The organism is Mycetocola miduiensis (genome assembly GCF_900115155.1).
Lineage (GTDB): Bacteria > Actinomycetota > Actinomycetes > Actinomycetales > Microbacteriaceae > Mycetocola_A > Mycetocola_A miduiensis.
In genome coordinates this window covers 82,121-98,607 of the sequence record NZ_FOVM01000011.1, presented here as the reverse complement: position 1 = coordinate 98,607, position 16,487 = coordinate 82,121, and the positions used below count along the sequence as shown (strand labels likewise).

Below are 16,487 nucleotides of genomic sequence, written 5' to 3'. Positions count from 1 at the left end.
GAGGGTCGCGACCTGGTCGACGATCACCCGGGCATGACGAAGACTGATCTCTCCCTCGCGAAGAGCAGCCAATGTTGCCGGCAACCGGTCCATCAGCACAGCACTGTCATCGATCAACCGGCCCGCGGTGACCTCCGGGATGCGAAGCACCCCAGCCACCTCCGCGACGAACGAGCGCCGCACCATCTCCCGCTGCTGGGTTTCGGTCAGTTTCGACCCCACCGTGACCAGACCATGATTCGTGGTCTCCGCGATCCGGCGGGCCTGATCGAGGAACTCGACCTTCCACGCATCCTGCTTCGCCTCAATCCGGTCGATCATCGCGACCGCGTCCAGCATCGCACTGCAGGTCTCGGCAACCAGGGCCGGCAACGGCAACTCGTTCGCGGGCACTTCGCCGTCGCCGGTTTCATCTGGAGCATCGTTGCTTTCCATGCCACAAGTGAACACCCGACCACCGACATTGCTTCGAGCGGGCGAGTCACCGAAATCGCCTTCGTGTTCCCGGCAGTAACGCGGCGGTAACGCGGCAATTTCTACGGTGGCGTATTGGGCCGCACCCTTGTGGCGGCAGGGCTCAGACGGTGGACAGGAGCACGGTCATGGCTGCAGGCAAGAAGAACTTCTCGGAGGAACTCACCGGCTGGGAGGACGAAGAGGGCATCATCCACTCAGCGACCATCGAAAACGGGGAGGTCGGTCGCTACGAGGCGACTGCCCTGCCGAAGGATGCGGTCAGCGACGCTCCGATCGAGGAGAAGCGGACCGGCGAAGAGCTTATGGAGCCTCCAGACCCTCGGGACCCTCGGCAGAAAATCCATCCGCTGCTCCAGCGCTGGCTCGACGAGCGACCCGATGACAGGGCTACCGTCGTCGTGTCGTTCCGGGACGACCTCGTGATCCCCCGATTCCCGGAACCCGACGTGGAGGAGCCGCGCGAGCACACGGAGAACGCGCGCAAAATGGAGCGGGCCGAGGCTCTGGCCGGGGAGATCGAGCGCGCGCGCGATAAGGACTACCGGCGGCTCACCGAACGGCTGAACCGCCACGATGCCAAGATTCTGGACACCTTCTGGCTGATCCGTGCGATGAGCGTCGACCTGCCGTTGAAAGCGGTCGCCGAACTGGCCGAGGATGAGGAGGTTCTCTACCTTCAGCCCGAGGAATCCGAGGATGCGCCGCCACAGGACGATGTCGTAGACGGTCGCGCCGCGATGGACACAGATCCGTACTTCAACCTGGGACTGACGTCCGGGTGGATTGGGCTACTCGATACGGGTATTCGTCGCACCCATGTGCTGTTCAACAGCCCCACGCACATCGACTTCATGCGTGACTGCGTCAACGGTGGGGCGAACTGCAACACCGGTAACACCCTCAATCCCATTGATGACTGCTGGAACCATGGCACGTCCAGCGCGGCAATCATCAGCGCGAACTCACGCCAGGGCAACGCGTTCCGCGGTGTCACTGCGATCACTCTTGACAGCTGGAAGGTGTACCCGTCGACGACGGATTCCAGCGGCGCCTGCACCGGCTTTCTGAGCACCACCGCCTCGGTGCGAGCGTTCGAGAACGCCGTGCGGGTGCTTGACCGGGTCATCGTCGCCGAGATGCAGGGCTCGGGCGGGTCGACGGATGCGATCTCGCTGGCCGCCGACAGTGCGTTCGATGCCGGAGCCGTGATCATCGCGGCGAACGGTAACAACGGCCCCGGCGCCAACACAGTCAACGTCCCGGCTGTCGCGCACAAGGTGATCGGCGTCGGAAACTTTGATGTCGCATCCGGTAACCAGGTCGCCAGCCAGAGTCGCGGGCCGGCCGCGGACAACCGGTTCAAACCCGACATCCAGGCGCCGACGAACACCGAGACCGCCAGCAACGCCTCCGACTCCGCCCGCCGGATCTTCACCGGCACGAGCGGCGCCACCCCGTACGCGGCAGGAGCCGCGGCGCTGTTGCGCAACTGGCTGCGGCGGCCGACCGGCAGCATCGACCCGGGCCAGGTCTACGCCCAGATGATCCTCTCCGGGCAGGACCCGTACCCGTTCGACAACACAAGCGGAGCCGGCAAGCTGCAACTGCCGACCAACGGAACGGCGTGGTGGGGCAAAGTCACGGTCGGAGAGCGGCAGAACATCGACATCCCACTGTCCATCGCGCGGCGCGCCCGCATGCTGGATGCCGCGCTGTGGTGGCCGGAAGGCGGCATCCGCTTTTTCGGTTTCGAACTGGACTGGCACAGTGACGTTGACCTGTACCTGCTCGATCCGGGCGGAGGCACTCGGGCATCGAGCATCTCCATCCCGAGTGTCTTCGAGCGTGCCAGGGTGACGGATGGGGTGGACGCGGGCACCTGGAAACTGAGGATTCGGGGTTACCGGATCCCGTTCATCAGGCCATCGGTGTACTGGGCGGCGCATGTCCGCTTCTAACACCTGGTACTCGGAGAGGCCGGAACCGGAGGAGACGCTTCGTGGCATCCTGCGTCGCCGGGGTGGCGGCGCGGGACCGGGAAACCGGCCGGGACTCGTCTACGAACTCGAACGGCCGGACGGGTCGGCGGTTCCGGTCTATGGGCCGGCGGCTGTCGAGCCGCTCCGCTCACTGGTCGGCCAGCCAGTGACCCTCACCGGCAAACTCGTGGATCTCGGCGCTGAGGGCTTCGGCGTCGAGGTGTGGATCGACGATGCGGCCCGTCCGCCCGAAGCGACCAGTGCGAATGGAGACTGACCGGCCCCAGGGCGACCTAGTCGTTTCGAGCATCAAGCCGGGGTTGGTCAGTCCTGTGGGGTCAACGCTTCAGGGCGCTCACCCGCACGTAGTCGAAGCTCGTCTCGAAATCGCCAGAACCACCCATCGATACGAGGCCGATCCGCGGCTGGTCTCCCAAGTCGTGGGTCCAGGCACCGCCACGGTCCCAATTCTTCCCATCGGGGCTCGTGTACGGCGTATACACGTCCGTGTCGCCGACCTGCTGGCGCACGATGCGTAGGTAAGTTTCATCACCAACGGGGCCGACGACGGTGTTGCCGTAGTTTGGATAGCCTTCCGGAACCGGAGTGACCTCTTTGCCGAACTCGGTCTGCCGGGTCTCCCAGATCGACACGACCACGAGCTTGACGTAGTTGCCGTCGTCGCCGTAGATCAGGATGCCGCCCTGCACGTAGTTCTGGCAGCATCCCTCGGCGGGGATCGTGGTGCTCACCTTGGTTTCGACGACAAAGTCGCCCTGTGGCGCCGGTTCGGTCAGGACCGAAGCCAACGGCGTTCCCGACTCCGGATGAAGGTCGGCGTTCTGCATCTGCCAGGTCAGTTCCCCGTGTCGCACCGCGTAGGTTGACGGGTCGGGCGGCCGCACCCAGGTCCACTGGTTGTCGGGCTTCTTCCCACCGAACTGGTCGGAGAGCTTGGCGTAGCGGCGTCCAGGCTCTTGATCTTCAGGGGACTCCGGCTGGTACGCGGTCACCTGGCCCGGCTGGGCTACCGGGCCAGGCATCGGCTCGTCCGACGGCCCTTTGCCTCCGCGCAAAACAGGCCAGCCGTTCACCCAGTCGATCGGATCGAGTAACGCCGGCCGCTTCGTCAAGCCCACATCGTTCACGAAGTACGGGTCGTACTGGTCGACGGCGTGGTAGATCGTCCAGTCCTGGCCGCTGACGTCTGTGAACACGGTGTTGTGCCCGGTGCCGACCCAGCGATTCCCGTTCTGAGTGATCACTGGCGTGCCACCGACACGACCTTCGAGGATCGACACGCCGTGCTCGTCGAGGAAGGGACCCAGGGGGCTCTCGGACCGGGCCGCGAAGACTGAGTATCCGGTCAGGGGGCCATCGCAGCAATTGGTTGCTGAGCCGAAAAAGTAGAACCAACCGTCGTGCTCGATGATTTCCGTGCCCTCATAGCGGTTGGAGATGGCGATCGCCTGCTCGGTGGCTGGGTCGGACGTAAGCCCATTGTCGGAAAGTTCACGCACGAAGATGCCGCCGAAATAGCTGCCGAAGTAGAGGTAGTTGGTTCCGCCGACTGACAGGAACTCCGGGTCGAACCGCCACTGCCCACCGGAGGCCGGCTCGACAACGGGCGTGCCACTGTCGGTCCATGGCCCGGTTGGGTTGTCACTGGTCGCGACACCGACGGCCGATGCGCCGCCGGGAAGGGTTGTTTCCGAGGCCGCGTAGTAGAGGAGGTACTGCCCGTCCACGTATGCGATGTCGGGCGCCCACATCCCGCCGGTGACCCAGGCCGGCTTGGTCGCGAACGCGTCTCCGACGTACGTCCAGTGAACTAGGTCGGTTGACCGGAAGGTCGGAATGTTGTGGAATACCGTGGCTCCCGGAACCTCCGAAACCTCGTCTTCGGTCAGCGGGTCGGACGTGCAATACAGGTACCAGTTGATGTCACCGGGCTCCTGCCCGCGGATCACGTCGGGGTCCGCGCAGCTCACCGCTTGCTCGCCGCCGGGTAACCGCAGGTCGAGGGGATTCTTGTAGTTCGGGGCCACCTCACCCGGAGTCGGAGACGGCGTCGGAGAGGGACGGATGCCCTCGGCCAGCACGGCGGAAGGAACCGTCACCGACCCGAACACGAGAAAGGCGATCGACAGGGCGGCGATCCGGCGAGTTTTCATGATCTGACCTCCACGTCTTCGTGGCAATGACACAGAGGGTACGTGACGGGTCGATCGGTTGTAAAGGGACAGGACTTCTGGTGGTCAGAGGTCGAGAGGGGCACGAAAAGAGGCCCGGACTCGCAGAATCCTGCGGGTCCGGGCCTCAATTTTCCGATTGATCGTGCGCGAGGACCAGCCACGCCACGTTACATAGGGGCGGCAAAATACACCCCCAATGGCATGTCGCGCTACTCAGTGAAACGTGCGGTGATCCCGCCAAGTCCGCTGAATTCAGCACTGATCGTGTCGCTCGGGGCGACGGCCACTGCTGCTGTAATCGAACCCGCCATTATTATCGATCCAGCTTCCAACCGTTGCCCGAGTGCTCCAAGTTGGTTCGCCAGCCAAACCGCACCCTCGATCGGGTGGCCCAGCACATCCGACCCCACACCCGTGCCGACGACCTCGCCATTACGTCGCAGAACCACCTCGACTGCGGCCAGATCGACTTCTTCGAGCCGGATTCTCTCGGAGCCGATGAGGAATGCCCCGGAGGACGCATTGTCCGCGATCGTGTCGGCAAGCTTGATTCGCCAGTTCGCAATGCGCGAGTCGATGATTTCCAGTGAGAGAACGGCATAGTCCACGGCACCCGCCACGTCCTCGGCGGAGAGTCCTGGCCCTTTCAGGTCGCTTTTCAGCACGAAGGAAATTTCGGGTTCGATTCTGGGCGCGATGTATCCACCCAGACTTACCGGAACTTCGGGATCAAGCCCCATGTCGTCGAAGAGGTGTCCGAAGTCAGGCTGATCGACACCGAGCTGCTGCTGCATAGCGCGAGACGTAAGTCCCACTTTGTACCCCACGACCGCTCGGCCGGCGGCCTTCCAGGCGGCGACCTGGTGCAGCTGGATGTCGTACGCGTCCTGGACGCTCAACTCAGGGCCATTCGAGGTGAGCGGTGCCACGGGCACGCCGGAGCTGTATGCCTCAAGCAGGGCATCCCCCATCTCGCAGCTACGGGACGAGGTCACGCCGCCACCCCGGTTCCCCCATTTGTGGCAGGGCTGGATGATTCGACCGAATCAGATTCGAGTACCTTACCGCGGGTCTCCGGCAGGAAGAAGAACACCAGGATCGCCGCGAGGAGATAGAAGCCTGCGGTGCTGCCGAGAGCCACAGTCGGGCCGAATGTCAGGAGCAGGAATCCAACCATGGCCGGCGCAAGCGCACTGATGGCCCGACCCGTGTTGTAAATGAAACCTTGCGCGAAAGCTCGGATCTCCGTGGGGAAGAGCTCCGCAAAGGTCGGTCCGAAGCCGCTATAGAAGCCCGTGCCAACGAAGGCCATGCATGCGCCGAAAATGATGACCGCCACATCCCCTCTGACCAGCATGAACACGGGAACCATGACCGCGGCCGCGACGAAGAAGAACATGAAGGTCTTTCGCCGGCCGATCCGGTCAGAGATGTACCCGAAGCTGATGAAACCTGCGGCCGCTCCGACTTGCATGATGATGATCCAGGTGGTGGATTTCAGCAAATCCAATCCTTGCCCGCCATCGGCGGTCGGCGTGGAAAGATAGCTCGGGACCCAGGTGAACAAGCCCCAATAACCGCAGGACGCGGCCGCGGTGAATCCCAGGCAAGCCAGCACGACCCGACGATGCTCGGCGAACAACTTCTTCACGGCACCCGCGGCGCTCACGCGCTGGGTCTTTTTCCAGATGTCCGATTCTTCCGTGTTGTGCCGCACCCAGAAGGCAAGGATCGCTGGAATCACGCCCACGAAGAACGCCCAGCGCCAGCCTCCCAGCGGAATGGCGATTGCCGCGACGACTGCGGCAAGCGCGTAACCAGTCGCGAATGCACTCTGCACCCATGCCATGACCTTGCCGCGGTGGCGCGCGGGCCAGGTTTCTGAGACAAGCGCCGCGCCGGCCCCCCACTCGCCGCCAACGCCGAGGCCAACGATGATCCGGAAAACGAAGAGCATCTGGAGGTTAGGGGCGAAACCGCACAAGAGAGTGCCGATTGAATAGCAGAGGATGCTCAACATCATCGACTTTGTGCGACCGATACGGTCGGCGAGGAAACCGAACACAATCCCGCCGAAGGCCGACGCGATAAGAGTACCGGAGGCCACGAGTCCCGCCGCCCCGGCATCCGCTCCGAATTCAGCGATCACGTAGCTGATGACGAAGGAGAAGATGATGAGGTCCATCACGTCCAGCATCCAGCCCAGATATGCGCCGGCGAATGCGCGCCATTGGTTCTTCGTCGCTCCCCGATACCACGGGCCGCTCGGGGCTTCGACGACGGTCGGTGCTGACATGTGACTCTCCTTTGATGTCCTGACGCACCACCCCGACGGACTGGATGTGATGCTCTGCGTAGAGAGCGTGCAGCACTTTGAAGCCAATGTCAATATTTCGTTTCGATGAGCGATAGATATATATTGGTCAGCGAGACAAGTTTTCAAAACGCAGAGGAGCGCCGTCTTGCCAACGCCAACATTGATGTTGCACGAAGACGTGCTTCCCGCCCATGGCCAGCCGGTCTACCTGCCCCGCGGAACTCGGGCAATATTCGTGCGGGAGGGCTCTGTGCACCTGGACGACGACATCGCGTCGCAGTACCTCTCCAGTGCGCACGGAATGGTGACCACTGGAGAACTCACCATTCGCGCAGGTGCGAGTGGTGCACGACTGTGGCGCTGGGATCTCGTCGAACCGGCTTTTGCCGACCTGCCCCAAACACTGCGCTCCGCCCCCGCTACGACGTCAGAACTCAAGTTGAAAGCCGCGTACGACCTCGACCCACGGTTCACCTGGCTGATGCGTCTCGACAGCGTCACCTTCCCCGCTGGCGGAACCGCGTGGACGCACCAGCACCAGGGTCCCGGCATCCGAATTTGCCGGGACGGTGAAATAACGATCGACACCGAAGGGGCCAGTAGCACTTACGGACCGGGTGAGGCGTGGTCAGAAAAAGGGGTCGTTCCCGTGTTGGCTCCCACGACGCCCGAGACAAGCACAACGTTCATCCGGTGCTTCCTGTTGCCGGCCCACAACCGTGGGGCTTCGTCATTCCGGGTCGTCCTGCCTGAGGACCGCGACAAACCCAATACCCAGAAGTACCACGTCTTCAGCGAACGTGTGCTGAGCCCTGTTTACTAGGAGTCACGGGCGTCTCGATCCGCGAGACGCCATCTCACTGAAGGACTCACTGTGGTAGCACGAGGGGCAGCGGACCCGGCGGCCAGCGATGCCGCTTCGATCACGGCCTTGCGCATACTCGAAGTAATGCTTGAAGGCACCGGGTCCAGCGGTGTGTCTGAAATCGCTGCGAACCTCGACCTGCCGAAGGCCAGGGTGCATCGGCACCTCACCCAGTTGCGCGCAGCCGGTTTTGTGCAACATGATCCGAAGACGCGCCGCTACGAGATCGGCTGGCGACTCGCGCTTTTCGGGAATCGCATCGCGATTCAGGCCAGCCCCGTCATCACCGCCAAACCGCGGATGGAGCAACTGCGGGATGCCGTCAATCAGACGATCGTGTTCTCCCAGGTCAACGAGACAGGTGTCGTCGTGATGGAAGTACTGCCCGGGCATTCACCGATGGACATCCTGTTTCACCCTGGAACGACGTTCGGATTCAATGCGGCTGCGCAAGGCAAGATCGCGCTTGCGTTTGGATCCGAGGAGCAACTGAGGGATTGGGAAGCGTTCGCGCTGGACGTTCGCACCGAGCGGACCCTAACCGACCGAGTGAAGCTCGGCGTGGAGGTCGAAGAAGCGCGCGAGCGAGGTTGGGCCTCCGCGCCGGAGGAGACGTATGTCGGTGTCAACGCCATTGCGGCTCCGGTGCTTGATGCGAGGGGAAGTCTCGTCGGCACACTGGCTATCGTCGGGTCGGTTCATTACCTGCCGGACCCGCCCGAACCCGCGACGATAGAGGCCCTTATGGCCGCGTCGGCCGATCTTTCGGCCGACTTCGGCTTCAAACAGCCACCTCCCATCAGAAACGAAGAAGAAATCGAGGAACACTAGTGCCGATTGTCCAGATAAGCATCGTCAAAGGCCGCGACCGGCAGAGCGTCGCTCGTTGTATCAGAGAAGTCGCCCAGACGGTCGCAACGACACTCGACGCCCCCCTGACGAGCGTACGGGTGATGGTTTCTGAGATCGAACCCGACCTTTTCGCTGTGGGTACAACCCTGAAAAGCGACCCCGTGACGACGCCCCCACCAGCGAACGACAGCCCTCTCGAAACGACGACCGAATGGAACGTTGATCGCGCCGCTCGCCACCTGCTGGACGCCGAAGCAGAGCGCAGGGACATCACCCGAATCACCGATGCATGGCCCGAGCTGGACATCTCGGCCGGCTACCTTGTGCAGGAAGCGATCATCCGGGAAAAGGTCGCCGAGGGTCATACCGTGGTGGGCGTCAAGCTCGGCCTGACTTCTCGCGCCAAGCAGAAGCGGATGGGCATCGACTCGCCGCTGACAGCCGTTCTCACTGACCGCATGTACCTTGAACCGGGCGAACCCGTCGACCTTCACCGATTCATCCACCCGCGGATCGAGCCCGAAATCGTCTTCACCATGGCGCGGGATCTTCGCGGCCCGGACGTCACAGCTGCTGACGCGATAGCCGCCGTGGGCGAAGTACGAGCCGGGTTCGAAGTGATCGATAGCCGCTATCGTGACTTCAACTTCGCGCTGCCGGATGTGATCGCCGACAACGCCTCCTCAGCAGGCTTCTACATCGGCGACGTCATCCGGAATCCGGCCGACCTCGACCTTTCCCTTGAGGCCTGCGTCGTACGAGTCAATGGAGAAGTCGTCGACACCGCTACTGGCGCCGCGGTGCAGGGGCACCCGGCCGAAGCGCTCGCCTTGGCCGCGAACTCGCTTGCCCAACGCGGGCAGTACATCAAGGCTGGCGACATTGTGCTGACCGGCGGGCTAACCGACGCCGTTTTCGTCAGCGCTGGCGACGAAATCTCTGCACAATTCACCAACCTTGGGTCGATCGTAGTTACGGCGTGAAAGGACGGGGGCGCGCGTGCCAGCCCCGTGCCACCTCGAACGGCTATTCATGTCCATGTCAGTCCTCCGCTGCCTGTCGAGAGAAGGCATGAAAAAGGCCCGGACTCGCAGAATACTGCGGGTCCGGGCCTCTCTACCGTCGCCTTGCGGGCGGCCGCGTGATCTGAATCTCTAGAAGTCCCAGTACTTGCCCGCTGAGCTGTTTAGCCCGGAATATCGCGGATGCTACGGCACGTCTCTTCGCTCGTTCCTTCTGCGTGCCACCCGCATCTGAACTCGCTTCAGCCTGCTCAGGGAGGCTCTGAGATCTCGCTCGGCCTGCTGAAGGTGACTCATCATCGATCTACGGCGCTTGTGGTGTGTCGCCCGCGGCGATGAAGTCAGTCAGTTCATCCTGCTGATCTGCGGCGACGCGTGGGTGTCGTCCCTGACTGATGTGGCCGAGATAGCTCTTGCTTACACGGGCTTCAGTGGAGGACGACTATTTCAAGGTCCACTGCGTCACACCGGCGTCGGTCAAGAACCGGTTGATGGCGCAGCACGTCGCCGGGCGAGAGGCGCGGATCGGTCGAGACGAGCACGCGATTCACCCCGTTCACAAGAAGCACCGGAAAGCCGAGGGCGCGCAGCGGCGGGGTGAGTCGCCGCTCGATTGTCTCGATCAGGACATCAAGCCCCGCAACGCCGACGAAATTGCCGTCGACCAAAACCGGCGCCGCCGCCGTCATAGTGTATTCATCACTGCACAGATAGTCGACATATGGTCCGGCAACGTGCGAATTACCGGTTAGCGACGGGATACGAAACCACTCTAATTCGCGATAATCGATGCCTTGCTTGACCGATCGGGGCGGGAAGACAAGTTTTCGACGATCGGCGCCCTGCCACCATGCGAGGTGACTTGGGGCATCGGCGAGAAGGTCCACAGTAGCGATAAAGCCAGCCCCATAAATCGGTTCGCTGGCGTAATCGAGCAGTTCGTTCGCGTGCGGCTCTACAAGATCATCGATGCGAGTCGCGGTCAAACCTTCACGACCCTGAAAGATGATCTCACGCGAGAGCTGCTCAGCGTGGTCCTCCAGTACCGAGAGAAGGCGAGCGAAGTAGGCAGAGACGATAGAGGAAGCGGAGTCGAGCGCGGAGGTCGTGGCACCTGAAGCCGGCACCGTGGTCGCGGAAATGGCATCTCCAATTGTCGTTGGCCACATCCTATCGACGGCGCCGTGTTCCGCATCATACACAAGCTGCCGCTCGTCAGAAATCGTCCGCCTGAAGTCGGAGTGCATCAAGCGCGTCAATAGCGTCACCCACAAGGCGCTCGGTCGCGGCGCCGGCAGCGTCTTCATCACCAGCTTCCACCGCATCCAGGACGCTTCCAAACAGCTCGCGGTGACGAGACCGGGTTCCAGCATCGACGTCGATAAGTCGCAGCAGGGGGGAAAACTCAGCCTGCAAACGCATCTGATCACGCGTGAGGCGCGCGGACTGGCTGAGGGCGACAAGCTCCAGTTGCAGATCATCCATGGTCTGGCGCCACGCACTGAGCTCACTGGCGCCCGGTTTCTGCCCAACGGCAGTGTCGAGTTTTGCCAGACGGATGCGGATAGCGGCAACCTCGCTCAGGGCGGCGCGACGCGCGGCTAGACGCGTGCCCGCCATCGTAAGCGCCGCGTAGTGCACACCCAGGTCGCGAATGGCGAATCGCGATGAAGCGACAAGAGCTTCCCGGGCGAAGACGAGGGGATCTGCCTCTGCCGACACGAAACTGCCCCCGTTTCGGCCGCGACGAGTCACGACGAGTCCTCGTGATCGCAATCCCAGGAGGGCCTCGCGAACCGTAACCGGGGCTACCCCCATAGTGTGGGCAAGGTCAGCCTCCGACGGGAGCCGATCTCCGGCGCGGAGGTGGCCTCCCATGATCGCCTCGGCGATGCGCCTTTCTACGAGCTCGGCTCGCCCGGCATCGCCGATAGGCAGGAACATCGCACCCTGGAGTCGATGTGGTCGCCGATCCGACGCTGGGGGCTGGCTGGTCACGGTCCCATCCTCTCATCGGACACCTCCGCCGGGGCGGGGGAACGCGAATGTCACGATTGTGACACACGCTTGAAATATGACCTCTGGTTTTATAGGTTTACTCGTGCACTGAGCACAAAGTCGTCCCTAGGAGCACTGCATGTCGTCACCCATCGCCGCCACCATGGCCTCAACGACGGCTGCGGGAGATGTATCCCTCACCGGAGTGACGAAGACCTTCGGCGACATGACAGCCGTGCGGGACCTCGACCTCAACGTGCCCCAGGGCGAGTTCCTGTCAATGCTCGGACCGTCCGGATCCGGCAAAACCACCGTTCTCCGAATGATCGCTGGCTTCGAAGACACGACAAGCGGCAGCATCCGTATCGGCGGCGAAGACCTCACGCGGGTGCCTCCGCACCAGCGCCCGGTCAACACCGTCTTCCAGGACTACGCCCTCTTTCCGCATCTGACGATCGCCGAAAATGTCGCTTACGGGCTTCGAGTTCGCGGGCAGTCGAAGAGCGACCGCTCGGATGCCGTCTCAAGTGCGATCGCACAGGTTCGTCTTGAGCATGTGTCTTCACGCCTGCCCCACCAGCTCTCTGGCGGTCAGCGGCAGCGCATCGCTCTCGCCCGAGCCCTGATTCTCCGTCCTCGCGTGCTGCTACTGGATGAGCCGCTCGGTGCGCTGGACAAACAGCTCCGCGAAGAGATGCAGATCGAGCTCAAGAGCATCCAGCGAGAGGTCGGGATTACCTTCATCTTCGTGACACACGATCAGGAGGAAGCTCTCACGCTGAGCGACCGGGTCGCGGTCTTCAACAACGGCCGGATCGAGCAGATCGGCACAGCCCGCGAGGTGTACGAGTACCCACAGACGGAGTTCGTTGCCCGGTTCCTCGGACTCTCCAACATCATCCCGGCTCGCACAGTGGAGCAACTGACCGGTCAGGCCCGCGTGGTCAGCGTGCGGCCGGAGCGCGTCCGTCTGCTGACCGACGCGGACGCCACATCCGGCAACGACATCGTTCTCGCGGGCACAGTCGCCGAAATCGTCTACACCGGACCCACGACCCGCGTTCTCGTCGACACGGCCGATGGGCTACGCCTGATCACCGAAACCCAGAACAGTCACCACCCGGCGGCCGACGTCGAGGTTCGTCGCGGCGACCGGGTTCGCGTGGCGTGGACAGACGACCACTCGGCGACCTTGCCCTGACTTCACCCGCATCACCCTTCCACCCAGAGATACCGACACAAGGAGTAGTCCATGAAAAGCAGGTTCTTCACCGGCGCCGCAGTCGTTGCGGTCGCCGCTCTCGCGCTGACCGGCTGTACCGCGAGCGCTGACGAGTCCGACTCCGCTGGAGGCGCACTCAAGATCGACGTTCCCGATCTGCCGACGCACGAAAAGATCGGCGACTTCGAGGACTCACTCGACATCGTCGCGTGGAGCGGCTTCGTGGAGCCTGCCTGGTCTGATGATTTCACCAAGGAGACGGGATGCACCGTCAACCGTCGCGTCGCGGGCACCAGTGACGAGATGGTTCAGCTCATGCGCACCGGAGACTACGACCTGGTGACGGCGTCGGGCGACGCGAGCCTGCGACTCATCGCCGGTGGCGATGTCGCTCCGTTGAATCTTGATCTAGTCCCGAACTTCGGCGATGACATCGTCGAGGGTATGAAGGGCCAGATCTACGACACGATCAATGGAAAGTCCTACGGCGTTCCGATCGGCCGCGGTGCGAACATCCTGCAGTACAACAGCGAGGTCGTCACAGAGGAGCCCACCAGTTGGTCGGTCGCCTGGGAGCCAGACAGCCCGTACGCCGGCCAGATCATTGCGTACGACGCACCCATCTACATCGCGGACGCCGCCGTCTACCTGATGGCTCACGAGCCTGACCTCGGTATCAAGAACCCCTACGCACTCGACAAGGAACAGCTCGCTGCGGCGATCGACCTTCTCAAGCAGCAGAACAAGATCGTGTCCGAATATTGGGCTGACCCTGCTGCGCAGATTACGTCGTTCGCGGGCGGCAACACCGTGGTCGGTACGTCGTGGGAGATCCTGCGCAAGCTCACCGAAGACGAGAAGTTCAAGAGCGTGCTGCCCGAGGAAGGATCGACCGGCTGGTCAGACGCGTGGATGCTCTCGGCCGAATCCGACAGCCCCAACTGCGCGTACGCGTGGATGGACTACACCAGCGCACCGGAAGTCAACGGCCAGATCGCAATGGGCTTCGGCATGGCTCCCGCCAACGCCGCATTCTGTGACCTCAATGACGAAGCAAAGGCACACTGCGATTACTTCAACGCCACCGACGAGGAGTACTTCAAGAAGGTGTGGTTCTGGACCACCCCTATCGAGCAGTGCATCGACGGACGCACCGACGTGCAGTGCACAAACTTCCAGGAGTGGACCGACGCCTGGCTGACCGTCAAGGGATAGCCCCGTGAGGTGGGGCGGCGCCAGTCTGCGCCGCCCCACCTCCTCTGGCCGTCACCGGCCGCATCATCGATTCGAAAGGGAACGCCCATGAAGCGTCGCACACAGCTTGCGGGATTGCTCGCCCTGCCGATGTTCTGGCTCGTCGGCATCTACATCTTCTCGCTCATCATGCTTCTCGCGACCGCGTTCTGGACGACCGACCCCTTCACGTCGAAGGTCAAACCCGGCTTCACACTGCGCAACTTCGAACAGCTGATCGTGAACCCGGCCTACCTGTCAACAGCCGTCCGGACGCTGCTGATCGCCCTCGCTGTGACCGCCCTCTGCATGCTGATCTCCGTTCCTCTGGGCATCTTCATGGCCAAGATCGCGAAACCGTGGCTTCGTGGCCTCCTCGCAGTCGCGATCACCCTGCCGCTCTGGGCTGGATACCTCGTCAAGATCCTTGCAATGCGGGTGACGTTCACCGACGAGGGATTCTTCAACTGGGCCCTGGGGCCGTTCGGGATCACCGGTCCGAGCTTCAGCGTCACCACAGTCATCCTCACTCTCACCTACCTGTGGCTGCCGTACATGGCCATTCCGGTCTACACGGCGATCCGCCAGCTCCCAGCCAACCTCTTCGACGCGTCAGCCGACCTCGGCGCGGGTGCGTGGAGGACAATCCGCACCATTGTGCTGCCCCTTATCAAGCCGGCGATCATCGCGGGATCAATTTTCACCTTCTCGCTCAGCCTCGGCGACTACATCGCCGCGAAGTTCGTCGGCGGTTCGACCCAGATGATCGGGAGCATCATTGCGTCGAACATAAATCTCAACCCGCCGGTTGCCGCTGCCTTCGCGGTCGTGCCCATTGCCTTCGTCGTCGTCTATCTGCTCAGCGTGCAGCGCACCGGCGCGCTCGAGCGGATGTAGGGAGTACTTTCATGCTCAGACTTTCCCGCGGAGCCCGAATCGGCCTCGGCACCATCGTCACAGTCGTTCTGGTGTTCATGTACGTACCCCTCCTGCTTGTCGTCCTCAACTCGTTCAACGCCGCGCGCATCGCGAGCTGGCCGATCCGCGACTTCTCACTCGAGTGGTGGGGCAAGGCATTCGCCAGCGAGCCGATCCGCGCAGCGCTTCTGAACTCGGTGCTCGTCGGACTCGGCGCGACCGCCGTGGCCCTCGTGCTCGGCACCCTCGTCGCCTTCGCGCTGCAGAGGCACTCCTTCTTCGGCAAGCAGAGCGTCAGCCTGCTGATCGTGCTCCCGATCGCCCTCCCCGGCGTCGTCACCGGCGTCGCGCTCAACAACACTTACAACCAGCTGCTCGAGCCGATCGGAATCCAGGTCGGCTACTTCGGGATGATCATCGCCCACGCAACCTTCTGCATCGTCATGGTGTTCAACAACGTCTTTGCCCGGCTGCGCCGGTTGAGCCCGAACGTGGAGGAAGCATCCCGCGACCTCGGCGCCACCCCGTGGCAGACATTTCGCCTCGTCACATTCCCGCAGTTCCGCTCTGCCTTCATCGCCGGCGGCATCCTGGCCTTCGCTCTGTCGTTCGACGAAGTGGTCGTCACGATCTTCACCGCGCCCGCAGGCGTCGACACACTGCCCCTATGGATGATGAACCAGATGGCCCGCCCCAATGAAGCCAGCACGGTCAACGTGGTCGCCACAATTGTGATCCTCTTCTCGCTCCTCCCCGTATGGGCGTCGCAGCGCTTAGGACGGGAGATCGGCGACCGCAACTGACTAACCGCTGAGCGGGCTTACTCCAACAGTCGGCGAATACAGATGACCCTGCCGGTAGCCCTTGACCACTCCCGACACACCCTGCTGAGGCCGAGCTCAGTTGATGGCTCCGTAATTCCGACAGGAGTTCACTCAACAGTCGGTTCCGGGGACCGCGTTCACGTTCCGCGAAGCGACGGAAGGGGTGGAGCCGGCTGGCTGCTCACTCGCCTCCAAGCTCAGCCCGAGAGGTTCGGTAGCGCGCAAATGGGCTCCCGTGAGCGTACCGTCGAGGAAGCCGAGCACCCTATGGGGCGGCATCTATCTAGCCCAAGCCTGGCCCTCAAGAAGTGTGGTCGAGGGCGTGAAAGCTTCTTAGACCGCGTCTGAGCGGGCCTTTTACCCGGCCGACCCACATCGACGCCGGAGACCGTCCCGCTCGAAGGGCGACATGGAGCACTCATCAGCGAGAGAAACCAGCTCGGGAATTGACGCCTCAAGCCCGGACCCTGCGTGCCTACCCGAGCGGGAACTCAAGTCCATGCCGGTCCTTCTCTTCCACGAACCTCTCTGAACATCAGGGCCAAATCAGAAATGCGAGCTATTTCTACACCCTGATCAGGTATT

Annotated in this window: 15 protein-coding genes and 1 pseudogene; 9 read left to right on the top strand and 7 right to left on the bottom strand. The window is 62.7% G+C overall.

Going from position 1 to position 16,487, the window contains the following annotated elements:
* On the bottom strand, positions 1–435 hold a 435-nt coding region (locus BM197_RS15450), incomplete at its 3' end, for a DUF222 domain-containing protein (RefSeq protein ID WP_143095092.1).
* 167 nt (positions 436–602) lie between these two features.
* On the opposite strand from BM197_RS15450, the gene BM197_RS15445 reads away from it, so the two are divergent.
* Both BM197_RS15445 and BM197_RS15440 read left to right on the top strand, forming a co-directional pair.
* Positions 603–2,435 (top strand): S8 family serine peptidase, encoded by a 1,833-nt coding sequence (locus BM197_RS15445; protein ID WP_090713130.1) that lies wholly within the window; start codon positions 603–605, stop codon positions 2,433–2,435.
* Positions 2,422–2,733 (top strand): hypothetical protein, encoded by a 312-nt coding sequence (locus BM197_RS15440; protein WP_090713128.1) that lies wholly within the window; start codon positions 2,422–2,424, stop codon positions 2,731–2,733. Before BM197_RS15445 ends, BM197_RS15440 begins: the two co-directional genes overlap by 14 nt.
* 61 nt (positions 2,734–2,794) lie before the next feature.
* Here BM197_RS15440 and BM197_RS15435 read toward each other — a convergent pair whose 3' ends face one another.
* From BM197_RS15435 to BM197_RS15425, 3 genes are all read right to left on the bottom strand, one after another.
* Positions 2,795–4,630 (bottom strand): glycoside hydrolase family 43 protein, encoded by a 1,836-nt coding sequence (locus BM197_RS15435; RefSeq protein ID WP_090713125.1) that lies wholly within the window; start codon positions 4,628–4,630, stop codon positions 2,795–2,797.
* 230 nt (positions 4,631–4,860) lie between these two features.
* Positions 4,861–5,646, bottom strand: a complete 786-nt coding sequence (locus tag BM197_RS15430; protein WP_245762575.1) for a 2-keto-4-pentenoate hydratase — start codon at positions 5,644–5,646, stop codon at positions 4,861–4,863.
* On the bottom strand, positions 5,643–6,947 hold the full coding sequence (locus BM197_RS15425; protein WP_090713121.1) for an MFS transporter: 1,305 nt from the start codon (positions 6,945–6,947) through the stop codon (positions 5,643–5,645). The genes BM197_RS15430 and BM197_RS15425 overlap by 4 nt, the downstream gene beginning before the upstream one ends.
* A 166-nt stretch (positions 6,948–7,113) precedes the next feature.
* Between BM197_RS15425 and BM197_RS15420 the strand changes: the two genes are divergently transcribed.
* From BM197_RS15420 to BM197_RS15410, 3 genes are read left to right on the top strand one after another with little or no spacing between them, the layout of a single operon-like run.
* Positions 7,114–7,791, top strand: a complete 678-nt coding sequence (locus BM197_RS15420) for a cupin domain-containing protein (protein ID WP_143095091.1) — start codon at positions 7,114–7,116, stop codon at positions 7,789–7,791.
* Positions 7,792–7,842: 51 nt separating this feature from the next.
* Positions 7,843–8,664, top strand: coding sequence for an IclR family transcriptional regulator (locus tag BM197_RS15415; protein ID WP_281247455.1), 822 nt, complete (start codon positions 7,843–7,845; stop codon positions 8,662–8,664).
* Entirely contained in the window at positions 8,664–9,668 is a 1,005-nt protein-coding gene (locus tag BM197_RS15410; RefSeq protein WP_245762573.1) for a fumarylacetoacetate hydrolase family protein, read from the top strand. Before BM197_RS15415 ends, BM197_RS15410 begins: the two co-directional genes overlap by 1 nt.
* A gap of 467 nt (positions 9,669–10,135) precedes the next feature.
* Here BM197_RS15410 and BM197_RS15405 read toward each other — a convergent pair whose 3' ends face one another.
* The 3 genes and pseudogenes from BM197_RS15405 to BM197_RS16860 all read right to left on the bottom strand — a co-directional run.
* A complete protein-coding gene (locus tag BM197_RS15405) occupies positions 10,136–10,954 on the bottom strand; it encodes a cache domain-containing protein (protein WP_245762572.1) in 819 nt (272 codons plus the stop codon).
* Complete coding sequence (locus BM197_RS15400) at positions 10,923–11,429, bottom strand: FCD domain-containing protein (protein WP_245762578.1); 507 nt, start codon at positions 11,427–11,429, stop codon at positions 10,923–10,925. Before BM197_RS15400 ends, BM197_RS15405 begins: the two co-directional genes overlap by 32 nt.
* 75 nt (positions 11,430–11,504) lie before the next feature.
* A pseudogene (locus tag BM197_RS16860) lies at positions 11,505–11,585 on the bottom strand (hypothetical protein); the annotation flags it as partial.
* A 259-nt stretch (positions 11,586–11,844) separates the two neighbouring features.
* Here BM197_RS16860 and BM197_RS15395 point away from each other — a divergent pair.
* The 4 genes from BM197_RS15395 to BM197_RS15380 all read left to right on the top strand — a co-directional run bounded on the left by BM197_RS15395 (position 11,845) and on the right by BM197_RS15380 (position 15,881).
* Positions 11,845–12,906 carry an ABC transporter ATP-binding protein gene (locus BM197_RS15395; protein ID WP_090713113.1) on the top strand — a complete coding sequence of 354 codons (1,062 nt, stop codon included), beginning with the start codon at positions 11,845–11,847 and terminating at the stop codon, positions 12,904–12,906.
* Between the two features lie 51 nt (positions 12,907–12,957).
* Positions 12,958–14,142, top strand: coding sequence for an extracellular solute-binding protein (locus tag BM197_RS15390; protein WP_090713111.1), 1,185 nt, complete (start codon positions 12,958–12,960; stop codon positions 14,140–14,142).
* A gap of 87 nt (positions 14,143–14,229) precedes the next feature.
* Positions 14,230–15,057, top strand: a complete 828-nt coding sequence (locus tag BM197_RS15385; RefSeq protein WP_090713109.1) for an ABC transporter permease — start codon at positions 14,230–14,232, stop codon at positions 15,055–15,057.
* Positions 15,058–15,068: 11 nt separating this feature from the next.
* Positions 15,069–15,881, top strand: coding sequence for an ABC transporter permease (locus BM197_RS15380; RefSeq protein WP_090713107.1), 813 nt, complete (start codon positions 15,069–15,071; stop codon positions 15,879–15,881).
* Positions 15,882–16,487: the final 606 nt, after the last annotated feature.